This window comes from Pseudomonas sp. CBZ-4 (assembly GCF_000346755.1).
Classification (GTDB): domain Bacteria; phylum Pseudomonadota; class Gammaproteobacteria; order Pseudomonadales; family Pseudomonadaceae; genus Aquipseudomonas.
The window spans coordinates 133,086-152,737 of record NZ_ANNV01000164.1; the positions used below are offsets into that span (position 1 = coordinate 133,086).

At 60.3% G+C, this 19,652-nt stretch carries 16 protein-coding genes; 14 read left to right on the forward strand and 2 right to left on the reverse strand.

Annotated elements, in window-relative coordinates; genetic code table 11:
- Position 1 precedes the first annotated feature (1 nt).
- The 10 genes from algK to B348_RS0124465 all read left to right on the forward strand — a co-directional run bounded on the left by algK (position 2) and on the right by B348_RS0124465 (position 12,935).
- Entirely contained in the window at positions 2 to 1,507 is a 1,506-nt protein-coding gene (gene algK, locus B348_RS0124420) for an alginate biosynthesis TPR repeat lipoprotein AlgK (protein ID WP_371105910.1), read from the forward strand.
- Positions 1,504 to 2,988, forward strand: a complete 1,485-nt coding sequence (locus B348_RS0124425; RefSeq protein WP_017738658.1) for an alginate export family protein — start codon at positions 1,504 to 1,506, stop codon at positions 2,986 to 2,988. Before algK ends, B348_RS0124425 begins: the two co-directional genes overlap by 4 nt.
- Positions 2,988 to 4,562 (forward strand): mannuronan 5-epimerase AlgG, encoded by a 1,575-nt coding sequence (gene algG, locus B348_RS0124430; protein ID WP_017738659.1) that lies wholly within the window; start codon positions 2,988 to 2,990, stop codon positions 4,560 to 4,562. The genes B348_RS0124425 and algG overlap by 1 nt, the downstream gene beginning before the upstream one ends.
- 11 nt (positions 4,563 to 4,573) lie before the next feature.
- Positions 4,574 to 6,016: an alginate O-acetyltransferase gene (locus B348_RS0124435; RefSeq protein WP_017738660.1), complete on the forward strand. Its 1,443-nt coding sequence runs from the start codon at positions 4,574 to 4,576 to the stop codon at positions 6,014 to 6,016.
- A gap of 8 nt (positions 6,017 to 6,024) precedes the next feature.
- Positions 6,025 to 7,134, forward strand: coding sequence for a mannuronate-specific alginate lyase (locus B348_RS0124440; protein ID WP_017738661.1), 1,110 nt, complete (start codon positions 6,025 to 6,027; stop codon positions 7,132 to 7,134).
- A 205-nt stretch (positions 7,135 to 7,339) separates the two neighbouring features.
- Positions 7,340 to 8,764 carry an MBOAT family protein gene (locus B348_RS0124445; protein ID WP_017738662.1) on the forward strand — a complete coding sequence of 475 codons (1,425 nt, stop codon included), beginning with the start codon at positions 7,340 to 7,342 and terminating at the stop codon, positions 8,762 to 8,764.
- Between the two features lie 10 nt (positions 8,765 to 8,774).
- Positions 8,775 to 9,944, forward strand: coding sequence for an alginate O-acetyltransferase (locus tag B348_RS0124450; RefSeq protein WP_017738663.1), 1,170 nt, complete (start codon positions 8,775 to 8,777; stop codon positions 9,942 to 9,944).
- Positions 9,945 to 9,960: 16 nt separating this feature from the next.
- A complete protein-coding gene (locus B348_RS0124455; RefSeq protein ID WP_017738664.1) occupies positions 9,961 to 10,614 on the forward strand; it encodes an alginate O-acetyltransferase AlgF in 654 nt (217 codons plus the stop codon).
- A gap of 130 nt (positions 10,615 to 10,744) precedes the next feature.
- Positions 10,745 to 12,196: a mannose-1-phosphate guanylyltransferase/mannose-6-phosphate isomerase gene (locus B348_RS0124460; RefSeq protein ID WP_017738665.1), complete on the forward strand. Its 1,452-nt coding sequence runs from the start codon at positions 10,745 to 10,747 to the stop codon at positions 12,194 to 12,196.
- A gap of 274 nt (positions 12,197 to 12,470) precedes the next feature.
- On the forward strand, positions 12,471 to 12,935 hold the full coding sequence (locus tag B348_RS0124465; protein WP_017738666.1) for a hypothetical protein: 465 nt from the start codon (positions 12,471 to 12,473) through the stop codon (positions 12,933 to 12,935).
- A gap of 4 nt (positions 12,936 to 12,939) precedes the next feature.
- On the opposite strand, the gene B348_RS01000000130290 is transcribed toward B348_RS0124465, so the two are convergent.
- Positions 12,940 to 15,582: an RHS repeat domain-containing protein gene (locus B348_RS01000000130290; RefSeq protein WP_017738667.1), complete on the reverse strand. Its 2,643-nt coding sequence runs from the start codon at positions 15,580 to 15,582 to the stop codon at positions 12,940 to 12,942.
- A gap of 262 nt (positions 15,583 to 15,844) precedes the next feature.
- Here B348_RS01000000130290 and B348_RS0124475 point away from each other — a divergent pair, with 262 nt between their 5' ends.
- The 4 genes from B348_RS0124475 to B348_RS0124490 all read left to right on the forward strand — a co-directional run bounded on the left by B348_RS0124475 (position 15,845) and on the right by B348_RS0124490 (position 18,656).
- On the forward strand, positions 15,845 to 16,657 hold the full coding sequence (locus B348_RS0124475) for an SDR family oxidoreductase (protein ID WP_017738668.1): 813 nt from the start codon (positions 15,845 to 15,847) through the stop codon (positions 16,655 to 16,657).
- On the forward strand, positions 16,657 to 17,058 hold the full coding sequence (locus B348_RS0124480; protein WP_017738669.1) for a hypothetical protein: 402 nt from the start codon (positions 16,657 to 16,659) through the stop codon (positions 17,056 to 17,058). Before B348_RS0124475 ends, B348_RS0124480 begins: the two co-directional genes overlap by 1 nt.
- Positions 17,059 to 17,278: 220 nt before the next feature.
- Positions 17,279 to 18,211 carry a hypothetical protein gene (locus tag B348_RS0124485; protein WP_017738670.1) on the forward strand — a complete coding sequence of 311 codons (933 nt, stop codon included), beginning with the start codon at positions 17,279 to 17,281 and terminating at the stop codon, positions 18,209 to 18,211.
- Positions 18,195 to 18,656, forward strand: a complete 462-nt coding sequence (locus B348_RS0124490) for a hypothetical protein (RefSeq protein WP_157356554.1) — start codon at positions 18,195 to 18,197, stop codon at positions 18,654 to 18,656. The genes B348_RS0124485 and B348_RS0124490 overlap by 17 nt, the downstream gene beginning before the upstream one ends.
- 126 nt (positions 18,657 to 18,782) lie before the next feature.
- Here B348_RS0124490 and B348_RS0124495 read toward each other — a convergent pair whose 3' ends face one another.
- The gene (locus B348_RS0124495; RefSeq protein ID WP_017738672.1) at positions 18,783 to 19,643 is read right to left on the reverse strand and encodes an HlyD family secretion protein; all 861 of its coding nucleotides are present in this window, start codon (positions 19,641 to 19,643) and stop codon (positions 18,783 to 18,785) included.
- Between the last annotated feature and the right edge of the window lie 9 nt (positions 19,644 to 19,652).

The window sequence follows — 19,652 nt, forward strand, 5'->3', positions numbered from 1 at the left end:
CATGCCTGTGAACCCTATTTCAACAACAACACCGGCCAATGTGGGAGCCGGGCTTGCCCGCGATGGCGGTGGTGAATTCGACACCGCCATCGCAGGCAAGCCAGCTCCCACACAAGGCAGATCGCATGCAGCCGCCTACTGTGCGCTGGCACTGGCAATCTCTTTGACCGGCTGCGCCGGCCTGCCCGACCAACGCCTGGCCAACGAAGCCCTGAAACGCGGCGACACCGTCACCGCCCAGCAGAACTACCAGCAACTGGCAGACCTGGGCTACAGCGAGGCCCAAGTCGGCCTCGCCGATATCCAGGTGGGCACCCGCGACCCGGCGCAGATCAAACAGGCCGAAGCCACCTACCGCGCAGCCGCCGATACCTCGCCGCGCGCCCAGGCCCGTCTCGGTCGCCTGCTGGTGGCCAAGCCCGGCAGCACCGAAGCCGAGCACCACGAAGCCGAAGGCCTGTTGAAAAAAGCCTTTGCCAATGGCGAAGGCAACACCCTGATTCCGCTGGCGATGCTCTATCTGCAATACCCGCATAGTTTCCCGAACGTAAACGCCCAGCAACAGATCAGTAAATGGCAAGCCTCCGGTTACCCGGAAGCCGGTCTGGCCCAGGTGCTGCTGTATCGCACCCAAGGCACTTACGACCAGCACTTGGATGATGTGGAGCGCATCTGCAAAGCCGCGCTGAACACCACCGACATCTGCTACGTCGAGCTGGCCACGGTCTACCAGAAACAAGCCGCGCCCGAGAAACAGACCGAGCTGCTCAAGCAGATGGAAGCCGGTTACAGCCGTGGCACCGTCACCGCCCAGCGTGTCGACAGTGTCGCCCGCGTACTCGGCGACGCCAGCCTCGGCACCCCGGACGAAAAAACCGCCCAGGCCCTGCTGGAAAAAATCGCCCCCGGCTACCCGGCGTCGTGGGTCAGCCTGGCGCAACTGCTCTACGACTTCCCCGAACTGGGCGACGTGGACCAGATGATGAAGTACCTGGACAACGGCCGCGCCGCCGACCAGCCGCGCGCTGAGCTGTTGCTGGGCAAGCTCTACTACGAAGGCAAGTGGGTGCCGGCCGACGCCAAGGCTGCCGAAGCGCACTTCCAGAAAGCCCAGGGCAAGGAAGTCGCCGCCGATTACTACCTCGGCCAGATCTACCGCCGTGGCTACCTCGGCCAGGTCTACTCGCAAAAGGCCCTCGACCACCTGCTGACCGCTGCGCGCAACGGCCAGAACAGCGCCGACTTCGCCATCGCCCAATTGTTTTCCCAAGGCAAGGGCACCAAGCCCGACCCATTGAACGCCTATGTCTTCAGCCAGTTGGCCAAAGCCCAGGACACGCCGGAAGCCAACGACCTGGCCACGCAACTTGAAGCGCCGCTGACAGCGGAGCAACGCGCCCAGGGCCAACGCCTGGTGCAACAAGAGCTGGCCACCCGCGGCACCCTGGCCCAGAGCACGTTGCAACTGCACGCCCTGGAAGAAGACGACGGCGAGGAATCCCTATGAAGCTCAACCCATTCGTCAAGGCCGGTATTGGCCTGACCTTCGCCCTGCTGTGGTCGTGTCCGACCCTGGCGGCGCTGACCGAAGCCAAGAACTTCGGCCTGGAAGTCAAAGCGACCGCCCAATCCGAAGACGACCGCGACCTGGGCACGCAAAAAGGCGGCGACGTCAACGGCATCGGCCTGGATGTGCGCCCATGGATCTACGGTGAAAGCGGCGCGTGGAGCGCCTATGCAATGGGTCAGGCGGTGGTGTCCAGCGACATCATCGAAACCGACACCCTGCAAGCGTCCGCCGATGATCAAAACCAGCAGACCACCAACAACGATCGCAAGGCCAAGAAAAACTACCTCGCCATGCGCGAGTTCTGGGTCGGCTACAGCGGCTTCACGCCCTACCCTGGCGAGATCCTCAAGCTCGGTCGCCAACGCCTGCGCAATGACGACGGCCAATGGCGCGACACCAATATCGAAGCGCTGAACTGGACGTTCGACACCACCCTGCTCAAAGCCAATGTGGGCGTCGCCGAACGCTTCAGCGAATACCGCACCGACCTCAAGGAACTGTCCCCGGTCGACAAAGACCGCCAGCACCTCTACGCCGACGCCGCCTACCAGTGGACGCCCGGCCAGTGGATCGGCCTGCGCGGCCACCACACCCATGACAACGGCAAGCTCGACTACCCAGAACCCGGTGTGGCCACCGACTCGCTGGACAAGCGCGAGAACGGCGACCTGACCTGGCTCGGCATCGAAGCCAACAGTGACGCCTATAACTGGCGCAACACCAACACCGTCAACTACTGGGCCAGCATCACCGGCATGCGCGGCGACCGTGACAAGGTCAACGCCCTGACCGCCGACGGTGAACGTCCGGCGCAAGCCAAGAACAGCGACGACCTCAGTGGCTGGGCCACCGACATCGGCGTGCGCCTGCGCCTCGACCCGCAGTGGCAAGTGGGTGCGGCCTATGCCCGCGCCAGCGCCGACTACGAGCAGAACGGCCTGCAAAGCAACCGTTCGAACTGGACCGGCACCCAGTCCCGCGTGCATCGCTTCGGCGAAGCGTTTCGCGGCGAGATGAACAACATGCAGTCCATGAGCCTGTTTGGTTCGTGGCAGCTGCGCGAGGACTACGACGCCAGCCTGGTGTACCACAAGTTCTGGCGCGTGGACGGCAACAAGCCGGTCAGCAGCAGCGGTATCGCGGCGCTGGACAACACCACCAACGCTGCCGGCGACATCGTATCGAGCACCTCGCTGCCACTGGCCGATGGCAAGAAAGACCTGGGCCAGGAAATGGACCTGGTGGTCACCAAGTACTTCAAGAAAGGCTTGCTGCCAGCAGCCCTGAGCCAGTCCATTGACGAGCCTTCGGCCCTGGTGCGCTTCCGTGCCGGCGTGTTCAAGCCGGGCGACGCCTACGGCAGCAAGGTCGACTCGTACATGCACCGTGCGTTTGTCGACGTTGTGTGGAAATTCTGATGGGAGCCTGCGCGATGAAACCTCATACGTTGCTGGTCGCTGCGATGCTGATGGCCAACGCCACAGCCTTCGCCGACACCACGCAGCAGGCCAAGGCGCCGACCATCGCCAAAGGGCTGCAACAGGCCAAGACCTACACCATCTCCAGCCCGCCGACGGCGCCGCTGGAAATGGCCAAGCCGGCCTTGCCTGACCTGTCGGGCTACACCGCGGCGGCGATGGAAAAGAAGATCGTGCGCAGCAAACAGGGCAAGACCAGCATCCGCCGCATGATGCAGGAAGACGCCCTCAAGGACTTTATCGGCGGTGACAACAAGATGGCCGAATGGGTGGTGCGCCAACACGGCATTCCCCAGGCGATCTTTGTCGACGACGGCTACATGAACCTCAAGGACTTGCTGGGCAAGGTGCCCAAGCAGTACTTCAGCGAGACCTCGCCGGGTGTGTTCCTCGCCAAGCTGCCGATTGTGGTGGGGCGCAAGGGCATCCTCGATATCGACGGCAAGACCCAGGAGTTGCGCCTGTCCCAGGAAGCCGGTTCGTTCCTGATCAACGACGGCCAACTGTTTGTGCGTGATACCAAGGTCACCGGCTGGAGCGAGAAGGCCAACGGCCCGGCGCTGTTCAAGTCGCCCAAGGAGTTCCGCCCGTTCCTGCTGGCCTGGGGCGGCACCGAGACCTATATCTCCAAGACAGAGATGGCCAGCTTTGGCTACGCCAACAGCAAGTCCTACGGCGTGAGTATTTCCCAGTACACGCCAAACATGGCCAAGGTGCTCAAGCGCTCCGAGCCGACCGGCTGGATCATCGACTCCGAGTTCTCGGACATGTGGTACGGCTTCTACTGCTACGAGACCGAAGGCTTTGTGATCAAGGGCAACACCTACAAAGACAACATCGTCTACGGCATCGACCCCCACGACCGTTCCCACGGCCTGATCATCGCCGACAACACGGTCTACGGCACGAAGAAGAAGCACGGCATCATCATTTCCCGGGAAGTGAACGACAGCTTCATCTTCAACAACCGCAGCTACGACAACAAGCTCTCGGGCCTGGTGCTCGACCGTAACAGCGTCAACAACTTCGTGGCCGACAACGAGTTCTACCGCAACCACACCGACGGCATCACCCTCTATGAGAGCGGCGACAACCTGCTGTGGGGCAACAAGGTGATCGCCAACCGTCGCCACGGCATCCGCGTGCGCAACAGCGTGAACATCAAGCTGTACGAAAACACCTCGATGGCCAACGGCCTGACCGGCCTCTACGGCCATATCAAGGACCTGACCGACACCGACCGCGACATCGCCCTCGACCCGTTTGACGCGAAAGTCTCGCTGATCGTGGTCGGCGGCGAACTCGCGGGCAACGGTAGCGGGCCGCTGTCCATCGACTCGCCATTGAGCGTGGAGCTGTACCGCGTATCGATGCTGGCACCGACCAAATCCAGCGGCATCAGCTTCAACGGTGTGCTGGGTGATCGCCAGGAAGAGATTCTCGACCTGCTGGTACGCCAGCAGAAAGCCGTGCTGATCGACCCTGTCGAACGCCAGACCGAAATGCAGGACTGAGGATGACCCTTATGCACCCACACATGATCAAACTGCTGAGCCTCTCGGGTCTGACCCTCGGCCTGCTCGCGGCCAGCCAGGGCGTGCGCGCCGATGAAGTGCAGGCGCCGAGCTTTACTGCCGAACCGTGCTGCAGCCTGTGCCCGGCGGCCCATGACGCGAAGAACTACACCACGCGCTACCAGCAGAACTTCACCACCCTGGTGCAAGCCCAGGGCGACTGGCTGTTCCGTACCCAGGAAGATTTGCGCACCGAATTCGACACCACCCCCGCCGGCTACAAGCGCATGCAACAGCTGCACGATGCGTTCAAGGCCAAGGGTGTGGAACTGGTGGTGGTCTACCAGCCGACCCGTGGCCTGGTGAACCGCAACAAGCTCAACCCCGAAGAGAAAGCCAAGTTCGATTTCGACAAGGCCCTGGGCAACTACAAGACCATGCTCGGCCGTTTCGCCAAGATGGGCTACGTGGTGCCGGACCTGTCGCCGTTGACCAATGAGCAACTGCCGGATGAACTGCCGGCCCACGATTTCTACTTCCGTGGCGACCAACACTGGACGCCCTACGGCGCCCAACGCACGGCAAAAATCGTCGGCGCGAAAGTGCGCGCCATGCCCGAGTTCGCCGACATTCCCAAGCGCGAATTCGAAACCACCCGCTCCGGGCGCATGGGCAAGACCGGCACCCTGCACAACATGGCCGGGCAACTGTGCGGCACCAGCTACGCGATCCAGTACATGGACCAGTTCACCACCGAGCCCAAGGGCGAAGCGGGCGACGGCGACCTGTTCGGCGATTCGGGCAACCCGCAGATCACCCTCGTCGGCACCAGCCACAGCGGCAAGAACTACAACTTTGCCGGCTTCCTCGAACAGGAAATCGGTGCCGACATCCTCAACGTCGCCTTCCCCGGCGGTGGCCTGGAAGGCTCGATGATCCAGTACCTGGGCAGCGATGAATTCCAGAAGAGCCCGCCGAAAATCCTTATCTGGGAATTCTCGCCGCTGTACCGCCTGGACCAGGAGACCATCTACCGCCAGATGATGTCGCTGCTGGACAACGGCTGCGAAGGCAAGCCGGCACAGATGAGCGCCAGCACGTCGTTGAAACCCGGCAAGAACGAATTGATGGTCAACAGTTCGAACAAAGACCTGCGTAACGCCAATCACCAGGTTGATATCCGCTTCGCCGACCCGTCGGTGAAAACCCTGCAAGCCACCCTCTGGTACATGAACGGGCGCCACGAGGACATCAAGATCGAAAAACCCGAGACATCCGACACAGACGGGCGTTTCGCCTTCGAACTGCGCACCGATGAAGACTGGGCCGCGCAGAACCTGCTGGCCGTGGAAGTGCAGGGTCCAGAAAAGGGCGCGCAGAAGGTTGAAGCGAAAATTTGCACACGCAACGTATTCCCTGCCGGTGGTCAACAGACCGCCTCAGCCGGGCAATGAGGTTACCTATGCAGAAGTTATTGATCCCCACGTTGCTGGGCCTGGCGATCTTCGCCGGCTCAGTCAACGCCGCCGCGCCACTGCGTCCGCCCCAGGGTTATTTCGCCCCGGTGGAAGCGTTCAAGACCGGCGACTTCAAGAATGACTGCGACGCCATGCCGGCGCCGTACACCGGCTCGCTGCAATTTCGCAGCAAGTACGAAGGCTCGGACAAGGCCCGTTCCACGCTGAACGTGCAATCGGAAAAAGCCTTCCGCGACAGCACCGCCGATATCACCAAGCTGGAAAAAGACACCAGCAAGCGCGTGATGCAGTTCATGCGCGACGGGCGCCCGGAGCAGCTGGAATGCACGCTCAACTGGCTTACCAGCTGGGCCAAGGCTGACGCGCTGATGTCCAAGGACTTCAACCACACCGGCAAGTCCATGCGCAAATGGGCGCTGGGCAGCATGGCCTCGGCCTATGTGCGCTTGAAGTTTTCCGACTCGCACCCGCTGGCCAACCACCAGCAGGAATCGCAGTTGATCGAGGCGTGGTTCAACAAACTCGCCGACCAAGTGGTCAGCGACTGGGACAACCTGCCGCTGGAAAAAACCAACAACCATTCCTACTGGGCCGCGTGGTCGGTGATGGCAACGTCCATCGCCACCAACCGTCGCGACCTGTTTGATTGGGCGGTGAAGGAATACAAGGTCGGCGTGAACCAGGTCGATGACCAGGGCTTCTTGCCCAACGAATTGAAGCGTCAGCAACGGGCATTGTCGTACCACAACTACGCCCTACCGCCGCTGTCGATGATCGCCAGTTTCGCGCTGGTCAACGGTGTGGACCTGCGCCAGGAAAACAACAGTGCGCTCAAGCGCCTGGGTGAAAAAGTGCTGGCCGGGGTGAAAGACCCGGACATCTTCGAGCAGAAGAACGGCAAGGAACAGGACATGAAGGACCTCAAGGAAGACATGAAATATGCCTGGCTTGAACCCTTCTGCAACCTCTACACCTGTGCCCCGGATGTGCTCGAGCGCAAGCACGGCATGCAGCCGTTCAAGACCTTCCGCCTGGGGGGTGACCTGACCAAGGTCTACGACCCGGCGCATGAAAAAGGCAACAAAGGCAGCTGATTACACAGCTCCCGATTGGACTCGGTCCAATGTGGGAGCTGGCTTGCCTGCGATAGCGGTCTGACATTCAGCATTGATGTCGACTGACACACCGTCATCGCAGGCAAGCCAGCTCCCACACTGAATGCGTACACCCCTCCAGATTCGCCGGGGGGGTTTGGGGGGGCTCTGCCCTTGACTGTTGGTTAAACATGGAGAGATCGGGATGGTTTTCTCGTCCAATGTGTTCCTGTTTCTGTTCTTGCCGATCTTCCTCGGCTTGTACTACTTGAGCGGGCAACGCTATCGCAACCTGCTGCTGCTGATTGCCAGCTATGTGTTCTACGCCTGGTGGCGAGTGGACTTCCTGGCGCTGTTCGCCGCCGTCACGCTGTGGAACTACTGGATCGGCCTCAAGGTCGGTGCAGCAGGCGTACGCACCAAGCCGGCCCAGCGCTGGCTGCTGCTCGGCGTGGCCGTCGACCTGTGCATCCTCGGCTACTTCAAGTACGCCAACTTCGGCGTCGACAGCATCAACCTGATGATGAAGTCGGCGGGCCTGGAGCCGTTTATCCTCACCCACGTGCTGTTGCCGATCGGGATCTCGTTCTACATCTTCGAGTCCATCAGCTACATCATCGACGTGTATCGCGGCGACACCCCGGCCACACGCAACCTCATCGACTTTGCGGCGTTCGTGGCGATCTTCCCGCACCTGATTGCCGGCCCGGTCCTGCGCTTTCGCGACCTGGCCGACCAGTTCAACAACCGCACCCACACCCTCGACAAGTTCTCCGAGGGCTGCACGCGGTTCATGCAGGGTTTCATCAAGAAGGTCTTCATTGCCGACACCCTCGCGGTGGTGGCCGACCATTGCTTCGCCCTGCAAAACCCGACCACGGGCGATGCCTGGCTCGGCGCGCTGGCCTACACCGCACAGCTGTACTTCGACTTCTCCGGCTACAGCGACATGGCCATCGGCCTGGGCCTGATGATGGGTTTCCGCTTCATGGAAAACTTCAAGCAGCCGTACATCAGCCAGTCGATCACCGAGTTCTGGCGGCGCTGGCACATCAGCCTGTCCACCTGGCTGCGTGACTACCTGTACATCACGTTGGGCGGCAACCGTAAAGGCACGCTGACCACCTACCGCAACCTGTTCCTGACCATGCTTCTCGGTGGCCTGTGGCACGGCGCGAACATCACCTACATCCTCTGGGGTGCCTGGCACGGCATGTGGCTGGCGATTGAAAAAGCCATCGGCCTGAACACCTCGCCGCGCAGCTTCAACCCGGTGCGTTGGGCGTTCACCTTCCTGCTGGTGGTGGTCGGCTGGGTGATCTTCCGTGCCGAGAACCTGCACGTCGCCGGCCGCATGTATGGCGCGATGTTCAGCTTCAACGAGTGGTCGCTGTCGGAACTCAACCGCGCCAGCCTCACCGGCCTGCAAGTGGCGACCCTGGTGGTGGCGTACGCAACCCTGGCGTTCTTCGGCCTGCGGGACTTCTACCGCGACCATCCGGCCACGCCGAACCCGGCGCGCACCGTTCCGGGCTACGCCATGCGGGCCTGTGTGCTGCTGCTGTTCGCGGCGTCGATCCTGAAACTGTCGGCGCAGAGTTTCTCGCCGTTCCTTTACTTCCAATTCTGAGGGAGCCGACATGACCCGTTCATTCCGCGTGCTCTATATCGCCCTGTTCCTGGCCATGCTGTTGCTGCTGGGGCTGTGGTCGACCCGCAGTTTCCTGGGCTTCAGCACCAACGCCGACGCGACGGTGCTTAACGGTCGCTGGACCAAGGCCGTCGAGACCCACTACGACGACGAGTTCCCGATCAAGCGCATCGGCACCAACCTCTGGGCGGCGCTGGACTACAAGCTGTTCAACGAAGGCCGCCCCGGCGTGGTGCTGGGCCGCGATCACTGGTTGTACAGCGACGAAGAGTTCAACCCCATCGTCAACGAAGACCAGAACCTGCAAGGCAACTACGCGCTGGTCGAAGGCGTGCGCCAGAAGCTCAAGGCCCAAGGCATCCAGTTGGTCATGGCCATCGTGCCGGCCAAGGTGCGCCTGTACCCGGAACATGTCGGTGACGTGAAGCCGGCGAGCATCCACGCCAACCTGTACCAGGACTTCCACGCCCGCGTCGCCGCCGACAAGATCCCGGCACCCGACCTGCTCGGCCCGCTGCAACAGGCCAAGCTGGCCGGCAAGCAAGTGTTCCTGCGCACCGACACCCACTGGACGCCGGACGGTGCCGAGATCGCGGCCAAGCAGTTGGCCAAGGGCATTGCCGAGAAAACCCCGCTAAGCGGCGAGCCGCAGCGCTTTGTCACCGAGGCCGAGAACACCGCACCGCATAAAGGCGACCTGCGTCTGTTCCTGCCCCTGGACCCGCTGTTCGAAAACCTGATGCCCCCCAAAGAACCGCTGGAAAAACGCGTCACCCACCTGGCCGAAACCGGTGGCGACGACGCGCTGTTCAGCAACAGCGAAACCCCGGTGGCGCTGGTCGGTACCAGCTACAGCGCCAACCCCAACTGGAACTTCGTCGGTGCACTCAAGCAAGCCCTGCACAGCGACGTCATCAACTATTCGGAAGACGGCCACGGCCCGATCCTGCCGATGCTCAGCTACCTGAAAAGCGACGACTTCAAGAACAACCCACCGCAAGTGCTGATCTGGGAATTTCCTGAACGTTATCTGCCTGTGAACAACGAAATCGGTGATGCCGACCCGTCGTGGGTTGCGCAGCTTAAACAAGCCGGTTCGCGCCAACAGAACATGGCTTTGAACACTAAATCCGAGACGCCCGACCGGGCGCAAAACTGAAAGAGAGGTAACTCACATGACTTTCACTACAACTCCTCGTCGTCTCGCTAAAACCCTGGCGCTCGCCGCCGGCCTGAGCGTGGTTTCCCTGTCGGCCTTGGCCGGTGATGCGGCCTTGTACGGCCCTGTCGCGCCAAAAGGTTCCAGCTTCGTGCGGGTCTACAACGCCTCGAACCAGGAAGTCAGCGCGACGGTTGGCAGCACCAACCTGAGCGAAGTCGCGCCGCTGGCCAGCAGCGACTTCAGCTTCATGCCGGGCGGTGACTACAGCGCCAAGATCGGCAGCCAGACCGTGCCGGTCAAACTCGCGTCCGACCACTACTACACCCTGGTCAACAGCGGCAGCGGCCAGCCACAACTGATCGAAGAGCCGCCGTTCAAGAACAAGCAGAAATCCCTGGTGCGTGTGCAAAACCTGAGTGACAAGGCCCTGACCTTGAAGACCGCCGATGGCAAGACCGATGTGGTCAAGTCGGTGGCTGCCAAGGGCCGTGGCGAGCGTGAAATCAACCCGGTGAAAGTGAGCCTGGCGTTGTATGACGGTGACAAGAAAGTCGGTGATGTGAAGCCGGTTGCACTTGAGCGCGGAGAAGCAGCAGTGCTTTACGTCACCGGTTCTGGGTCGAGCATCTCGCCAGTCTGGGTGAAACGCCCGGTATCGACCCGCTAATCAATTTTTCGAACTGACCTCAAGCCCGGCTCCCACAGGGACCGAGCAGGTCAGTTCGAACCGAGACAAAAACAAGAGTGAAACGACAAACCTTCGTAGCTCTGACCCAAATTGATTCAAGGAGAAACACATGATCCCAGTAATCCTTTCCGGTGGTAGCGGCTCACGTCTTTGGCCGCTTTCCCGCAAACAGTTTCCTAAACAATTCCTGGCCCTGACCGGCGAGCACACGCTGTTCCAGCAAACCCTGGAGCGCCTGGTGTTCGAAGGCATGGACTCGCCGATTGTGGTCTGCAACAAGGACCACCGCTTCATCGTCAACGAACAACTGAGCAACCGCAAACTCGACTGCCAGCGCATCCTGATGGAACCGTTCGGCCGCAACACCGCGCCGGCCGTGGCCCTGACCGCGATGATGCTGGTCAACGAAGGCCGCGATGAGCTGATGCTGGTGCTGCCCGCCGACCACGTGATCGACGACCAGAAAGCCCTGCAACGCGCGCTGGCCCTGGCCACCGTGGCCGCCGAGCGCGGTGAGATGGTGCTGTTCGGCGTGCCGGCGACCCGTCCGGAAACCGGCTATGGCTATATCAAGTCCACCGCTGACTCCCTGTTGCCCGAGGGTGTGAGCCGCGTCGAGCAGTTCGTCGAAAAACCGAACGAAAAACGCGCCGTCGAGTTCGTCAAAAGCGGCGGTTATTTCTGGAACAGCGGCATGTTCCTGTTCCGCGCCAGCCGCTTCCTCGAAGAGCTGAAAAAGCACGACCCGGACATCTACGACACTTGCCTGCTGACCCTTGAACGCAGCGAGCAGGACGCCGACACCGTGTCCTTCGACGAAGCCACCTTCGCCTGCTGCCCGGACAACTCCATCGACTACGCCGTAATGGAAAAAACCCAGCGCGCCTGCGTGGTACCGCTGAGCGCCGGTTGGAGCGACGTGGGTTGCTGGGCCTCGCTGTGGGCGGTCAACGATAAAGACGCCAACGGCAACGTGACCAAGGGCGACGTGGTGATCCAGGACAGCAAGAACTGCATGATCCACGGCAACGGCAAGCTGGTGTCGGTGATCGGCCTGGAAAACATCGTGGTGGTGGAAACCAAGGATGCGATGATGATTGCCCACAAGGACAAGGTCCAGGGCGTCAAGCAGATGGTCAATACCCTCAACGAACAGGGGCGCAGCGAGACCCAGAACCACTGCGAAGTCTATCGTCCGTGGGGCTCCTACGACTCGGTGGACATGGGCGGGCGGTTCCAGGTCAAGCACATCTCGGTCAAGCCGGGCGCGTGCCTGTCGCTGCAAATGCACCACCACCGGGCCGAGCACTGGATCGTGGTCAGCGGCACGGCCGAAGTGACCTGCGACGAGAACGTGTTCCTGCTGTGCGAGAACCAGTCGACCTACATCCCGATTGCCTCGGTGCACCGCCTGCGCAACCCGGGCAAGATCCCGTTGGAGATCATCGAAGTGCAATCGGGCAGCTACCTGGGCGAGGACGATATCGAGCGCTTTGAGGATATCTACGGGCGTTCGACGCCGGTGGAGCGTGGCGTGTCGGTGAAAACCATCGCGCAGTAATACCGCCGTACAAAAAGCCCTCGCCCAGCCCATTGCGTCCCCTATCCGCAGTGGGTTGGGTGGGGGCTTTTTCTTTGGGCGTTGTGGTGATGCCAAAGGCCTCATCGCAGGCAAGCCAGCTCCCACAGTCAACCGCGTACATCCTTTGGAATGCAGTCGAATGTGGGAGCTGGCTTGCCTGCGATGGCGCCCGCCCAAGCAACACTTGTCTCAAGCCGCCCAATCCCACCTACGCTTAAGTTAGGATGCTCGTTCCCTATTCGAGGTGGTCTCCATGTTCTTCGGCGTTCTCCTGATCATCACCTGGCTGATCCTGCTGCTGCGCTACCCCGCCAAGGCCTTGCCGGTGTCCCTTGCCGCCGCCGTGGGCCTGGGTTTCGTCGCCATCTGGGTCGTCTGGCTGGACAACCGCGAAGCCTCGCAACTGGCACGCCTGGAGCTGCGCATCACCTACGCGCCCGAGGAATGCCCGGCCGACCGCCCACTGAAACTGATCCTCAACAACGGCAACGACGTGCCCCTCACCGAACTGCGCTGGCGCGTCGCCGCCTATGCGCCAGGCGACACCGTCAACCTGGCCGACAACGTCTACGCCGCCCCCCGCTACCGCGGCCCCGGCGAGTTGCAGGCCGGCGCGACCTGGGACGATTGCCTGCCCGCCCCACCGCTGCGCCCCGGTTATCGCCCGCAAACCCTGGAATTTCGTGCCGAGCACCTGCAAGGCAGTTTCTCGGACTGATCACTCACCTAGATGCTGAGAAGGAAAGGCGTTTCAAAGCGACTAACTTCGGTCGTTCATTTGTACGTGACCGGGTTTTGAAAACCTTGGCCGTTGGATCTGTCTTCATCAACTCCAAACGCTGTTGTGCATTGATAACACTCGCTTGAAAGACTTCCAGAATACCTTCCGGTGGCACATAAGATTCGGTAACCACTTCTTGTGAGCTTTTGGCGGAATTCCTGACCATTTGCTCTGTTTTTTCAATCGACTTCGCATTGATTGACGCCCGATGCTCATCCAGCAAAGCGTTCCATCCCGCGTCAGTGGTTAAGTCAAACGAGACGGCGTTCTTTGGCTTAGAGAACTTCACCACTTTCAACTCTTTCTCCGCCGCCCATACGCCGGCCACCTTGATTGAACGCGAAGCTGAAATCCATCTGGACTTGACCTTGCTGCTGGAGCCTTTATGGACATGGTCATATGCGCTGGTAAAACGGTCATGCCCGATAGGGGGACGAAGCCCACGGGTTTCCAGCTTTGTCTCATCAGCTCTCAAAGCCCGATAGAGGACGTTGGGGTCTTCACTTTCCGACTCACCTTCGGACTCTGGGTCCCTAGCCCTGACTCTTGGAGACGTCACTCTCGGTTTGGGCGCCTCTTGAACATTATCGGTATACCTGAACTGTTTGCTGCTCGAAGGCCCGAGCAGAGTGCTTTCGTACTTACGTTTTCCAACAAGCCCATCATCATCAACCAAGTTCGTCGGATTATTCCTGACCATGGCATAGAGATTGGGGCCATCAATCATCAATCCTGGGTCCGGGCTCAACCAGCGCTGCAACCACGGTATGAAATACCGGTGCCCATGGTAATAGAGCCCCGACGCATCCCGTTCCTTGCCCGAATACCCCAACGTACGATAGCTCTCTTCACTCGACTCCCCTCGTGCCCAAAACGCCGTGCTGCCAAACGGGTGATAGTTTTCCCAGCAGACCACCCTCCCCAGGCCGTCCATCTCCAACGACCATGAACCCAGGTGATCTTCCAGGTTGTAGCGGTACTGATTATTCGCCATACCCTTTGGCGGTGGTGTTTCCCAATGCAGCACCTGCACCTCACCGATGCTGATGACATGCAGCACATGACCATCGACATTGCGGATCTCCAGCCCAGGCAAATAGCGTGTTTCGCTCATCACCGCGCGCACGTTGGTATGCGCGGTGCGAATCTTGCGCTGGCGCATACCGTCGGCTCCATAGAGGTAGCGCTCAGTGTCGTCGAGCGCTGCCTTACGCTCCACGGACCGGGTCTGAGCCAATTGATTGCGTGGATTCCAAGAGAGAGCCCCGCCCATTCGCAGTTGCAACAGATTGCCATTGGCGTCAAACGCCGCAGCAATGTCAGCCTCGGTCGGCGGTACATCACCCTCAGGTAAACAGCGATTGCTGTATTGGGCCACCCTCAACACCCGCCCGTGGCTCTGTGGGCCGTGATGAATCAGTTCAAGCAAATTGCCGCCCAAATCATAACGATAGGTCTGGCGGAAGTTGGCAACCGCATGGGAATCGGCCCAGTGATTCGGCCCTTGGCGCGCACTGCCAGCTTCAAAGCCGCTGGCTTCGGACAGTTGATCTAAACTGTCGTAGGTGTATCGACTGATCGGGTCAATCTGCTGGTTGGCAAAAAACCGCACCGGCAGAGTCCTGTCTTTGATACTGACAATATTCCCCACCGGGTCGTAGTCAAATTGCAGATCCTGCAACGGCCTACTGCTGCCGCGACTGCTGTAAAGCGTTAGCAGGCGACCGTCTTGAGGGCCGTAATCAAGCTGGGTCACCACGCCGTTGCCCAAGGTCTTGCGCTCGATTCGCCCCTGCGCACTGTAGGTAATCGCGCTTGACAGAGTCTTGCGCACTGGAGACCCGTTGAGTTGCACCCATGTTTCAGACCGTTGGCCGTCAACGGTGTAGTGGGTACCTTGCTGATTGCCCGCCGTATCGGTCTGTTGCAGCACCTCACCCAACGCATTGAGCAGCAACAACGTGCGTGCCCCGTCGCCAGGTTCGAGCAGGTCATCACGCTGATCCGGCGACGCTGGCCAGTTCGGCATGTCCAGTCTTTGCAGAAAATGCTGCACCTGATCCAGAACTGCGCCGCCCATGGAGTATTCACCGAAATGACGCGTGCCCGCAGGGTCGTCGTGACGGATGATCTGCCCGCACTGGTTATGGCCAGCAGAGAAGCCCCCATAGCTGAATCGCTCCGTGCACAGGTCTTGCTCGAACACTGCCAGGGGGCGCAGCAACAAATCAAACTGAACCTCGCGGTGCGTACCTCGGCCATCCCAGGCATGCACACCTAGTCCGGTCTCGCCAAACAGTTGGACACGTAGACCTGCATCGACGCTTTGAGTACTTAAGATCTGCCCGCTCAGGGAGTAAACCGTCGCCAGATTGGGCGGTACTGTCGGGTTGGCTGTATGCAAGTCATGCAGACGGGGGTCCCATTGAGCAACCGCTCTACCTGCCACGTCATGAACGGTGCGATTGATGCAGGCGCGCACCGTCTCGCCGGCATCGGCCCGCCAATACGAAACCGTCCGCACTGGCAACGCTCTTGCGTCCAGCACGGAGAGTGTCGGCGTGTGCGCATGTAAGACGGGCATGGCATCTGCTCCCTTATGCTGCTTTTGTTAACTCAATTCAAGGACATGGGACTCACTTTTTTGGCGTTCACGTCCAATTCACCAAGGTTGTCCGGGTACGCCTGAGAAAACCTAAACCTATTTACGCGATAGTGAACCTGTGAACCTTGACAGGTTGGCGCCTGCTTCTTGCGAAATGCACGGCTTGGCCCTGGCTGTTTATATTTACAACGCTGCTGCTGTAGTGTGCCTATCCACACCCACACCGCCCAAGGACTGAGCAATGCCCAACGTACTCATCACCGGCTGCTCCAGCGGCATCGGCCGCGCCCTGGCTGACGCGTTCAAGGCCGCCGGCTACAGCGTGTGGGCCAGCGCCCGCCGCCCGGAGGATGTCGCTGCCCTAGCCGCCGCTGGCTTCAATGCGGTGGAGTTGGACGTCAACGACAGCGCCGCCCTGCAGCACCTGGCTGAACAGCTGGGCGAGCTGGATGTGCTGGTCAACAACGCCGGTTACGGCGCCATGGGCCCGTTGCTCGATGGCGGCACCGAGGCCATGCAGCGCCAGTTCGAGACCAATGTGTTTTCCATCGTCGGCGTGACCCAGGCGCTGTTCCCGGCCCTGCGCCGCAGCAAAGGCCTGGTGGTGAACATCGGCAGTGTTTCTGGCGTATTGGTCACGCCATTTGCCGGTGCCTACTGCGCGTCGAAAGCCGCCGTGCATGCCCTGAGCGATGCCCTGCGCATGGAACTGGCACCGTTTGGCATTCGCGTGATGGAAGTACAGCCGGGGGCCATCGACACAAGCTTCGCGAAAAACGCCGGCGCCCAGGCCGAGCTGTTGATCAACGAACAATCCCCCTGGTGGCCGCTGCGCGAAGGCATCCGCGCGCGCTCCCAGGCTTCACAAAACAACCCGACGCCGGCCAGCCGGTTTGCCGCGCAGGTGCTCAAGGGCGTGCAACAACCAACGCCACCGCGCCTGTTGCGCGCAGGGAATGGCAGCCGCGCGTTGCCGTTGATGGCGGCGTTGTTGCCCAAAGGTTTATTGGAGAGTGTCTTGAAGAAGCGCTTTGGCTTGGAACGGAGTTTGTAATGATCGACTACAGCGATTTTTTTGAAGAAGTGATCCAGACCCACGTCGAGATCGAGCAATGGTTCGCCGGCGTCGCGCCGGAAGGCACCTTGCAAAGCCTGCTCGCGCGCTTCTCCCCGGAGTTCAGCATGGTTGCCCCGGCCACCGGCACGCGGGTCAATGCGGCAGGGGTCAACGCGTTGTTCACGCGCCTGGGCGGGATGCGGCCGGGGTTGAAGATCACCTTGAGTGAAATGGCCGGGATTGACCGGCATGCACGCGGGGCAACGGTGACTTACCGTGAACATCAGGTGGATGACAGCGGCACGCAGACTGATCGCCGCGCCACCGTGGTGTTCGAGAAACAGGCCAGCGGCGCGCTGCTGTGGCGCCATCTGCACGAGACCTTCATCAAGGCCTGATGCGGTTAAACATGTGGGAGCTGGCTTGCCTGCGATAGCGGTGGGTCAGCTGCTAATGCTTCAACTGATAGTCCGCTATCGCAGGCAAGCCAGCTCCCACAGGTTAGTTTTGTGTTTGGTCCATAGGGCCAGGTACTACAAGAAACAGCGAACGGCCTGACATCATTTCAAGGAACCAATCCTCAGGCTCTTTCACCTCTGTCTACCCACAGGTGAAAGGATGCCAAGGGATTTCCTGCAAAGCGGCGTGCCAACCGCGCACACCACCACGCGCCAGCGCCTGACCAGTCTGCTGGACCTGCCAAAACTCTATCAAACCATAGACGCCGACCCGGCCATCGTCGGGGCTGGGGTGGTGCATATTGGCAGTGATTATCAGGTGACGGTGCTGAGGGAGTTTGTACCGCTGTGCAGTGTCAGGCCCAAGCGCGTGATTTTGCGGGAAACAGTAGAGCAGGCAGTTACTACTGAAGACTATGCACAGCAGGTGGCAAGTTCACCTCGTGAGTCTCAGCTGTGGCGTGAGGCATCGGGAATGGCCCTTTCCTGCGGCGGGGCAGTGATTAGTTTCGTTGTCGCAAAGGCAGGCATAGCCGCAGCGCCGTTTAGTGGCGGCGCAAGCCTCGCCTTGACCTATGTGTCATACGCAGGCCTGGCCGCCAGCGGCGCACAGTGCTTTAACGGTGTATGGAGGACCCGTAACGAGTTAACTGACCCTGCCAAGAACGATTACTACGACACCCTGGCTTGGTATCAAGCAATGACCGTTGCTCTGGATGGTATTTCATTGGTCGGCGCAGGGGCCTCCACCGTTGCAACGGTCAGAACCGTGATGGCTATCAAACGTTCGACCGGGCGCGAGATGACGGACATATTGAGACCCATGAGCCGTCAAGAACGCGCCAAATTAACGGACGAAGTTCTTCGGCTGAGCAATCCCCGCCATCCCCGCGAAATAATTCGCCTGAAGCAGTTGGCTGGACAATTGCCCAGACGCTACAGCAACCCCGAGTTACGACTGCGCATAATCACGCAAATAAGGGATCAAGTTAGCGCGACTTTAGCTATCACAGGCAGCGTACTTTTCGGAAATATCAACGCGTTAGTTATCGCACTGTACGAGGAGTTCGACGACCATGAATTTCGGTATTGATCCCGTTCGGGAATATCTAATTTGGCGTCGTTATGCCTACCGTTTTTTACCCTCATTTGGAGGGGCGATGCTGCTTAGCCTAAGCAGTATCGCAATCAACACGTCGACAAGTCTTTCGTATTACGCACAAATTTTAGGCCTGCCGGATGAAACCGCTTTCGGAACCGGAATGGTGCTGTGCCTGATTTATAACGTAGGCCAAATTGGTCTATGTGAAGGATTCCGGCATGCGCCTCGAATACTCATCCTCGTAGCAATCGCAAACCTCCTGCTCTCGGTAGCCTATCTTGGCAATTACTCTCCGACGCTGCTCAACTTGTCTGCGTTGCTGACATCCCTGCTCTACATCTTGGTTCTAAACTCCAAAAACCACCGTCGCTACACCAGCATGCTGAGGGTCAAGCGTCGACGAAAAACCAGAGCCGCCGAGTCGCTCATTCACTGAAATGATTGACTCAGTGTGGCGAGGGAGCTTGCTCCCGCTGGGGTGCGAAGCGCCCCCAACCCCAACAGCCGGCGACTGCTACGCAGTCGAGCGGGAGCAAGCTCCCTCGCCACACAAGCGCCACAGTTAGTACTGTGTTTGGTTCACGATAACGGTGCAGGTAATACCGGCCGCCAACAGCACCCCCTCCGGTACTTCATCAATATGAATCCGCACCGGCACCCGCTGCGCCAGCCGCACCCAGTTGAACGTCGGGTTCACATCCGCCACCAACTCGCGGCTCTCGGGGTTGTCACGGTCGTAGATGCCCCGCGAGATGCTTTCCACATGGCCCTTTAACGTCTCGCCGCTCATGAGCTGCATGTCAGCTTTATCGCCCACCTTCACATGGGGCAGCTTGGTTTCTTCAAAGAAGCCGTAGACCCAGAACGAATTCATATCCACCACGGCCATCTTCGCCTCGCCGATGCGCGCATAGTCGCCGCGATGCACGTTGAGGTTGGTGACGTAGCCGTCCACCGCCGCCAGCACCTGGGTGCGCTTGAGGTTCAGTTCAGCCGCTTCCAGTTGCGCCAGCGCGTGCTGGTAATCGGCCAGGGCGGAGTCGGCGATGTTGCTGGCGTCGTCGCGGTTTTCCTTGGAGATCACCAGGGCGTCGAGGTCGGCGCGGCGGTGGGCGTTGACCTTGCGCATTTCCCAGGTGGCTTTGCGTGACGCCACCAGCGATTGCGCCTGTTTGACCGCGATGCGGTAGTGCTCGGGGTCGATCTGCATCAGCAGGTCGCCCTTCTTCACCAACTGGTTGTCGCGCACCGGCACGTCCACCACTTCGCCGGTGACGTCGGCGGCGACGTTGATGATGTCGGCGCGCACGCGGCCGTCGCGGGTCCACGGGGTTTGCATGTAGTGCACCCACAACGTGCGGCCAATCCACATCGCCAAGGCCAGTACCAGCAAGGTCGCAAGCAGGCTGAAAAACTTTTTCATCAGGGCATT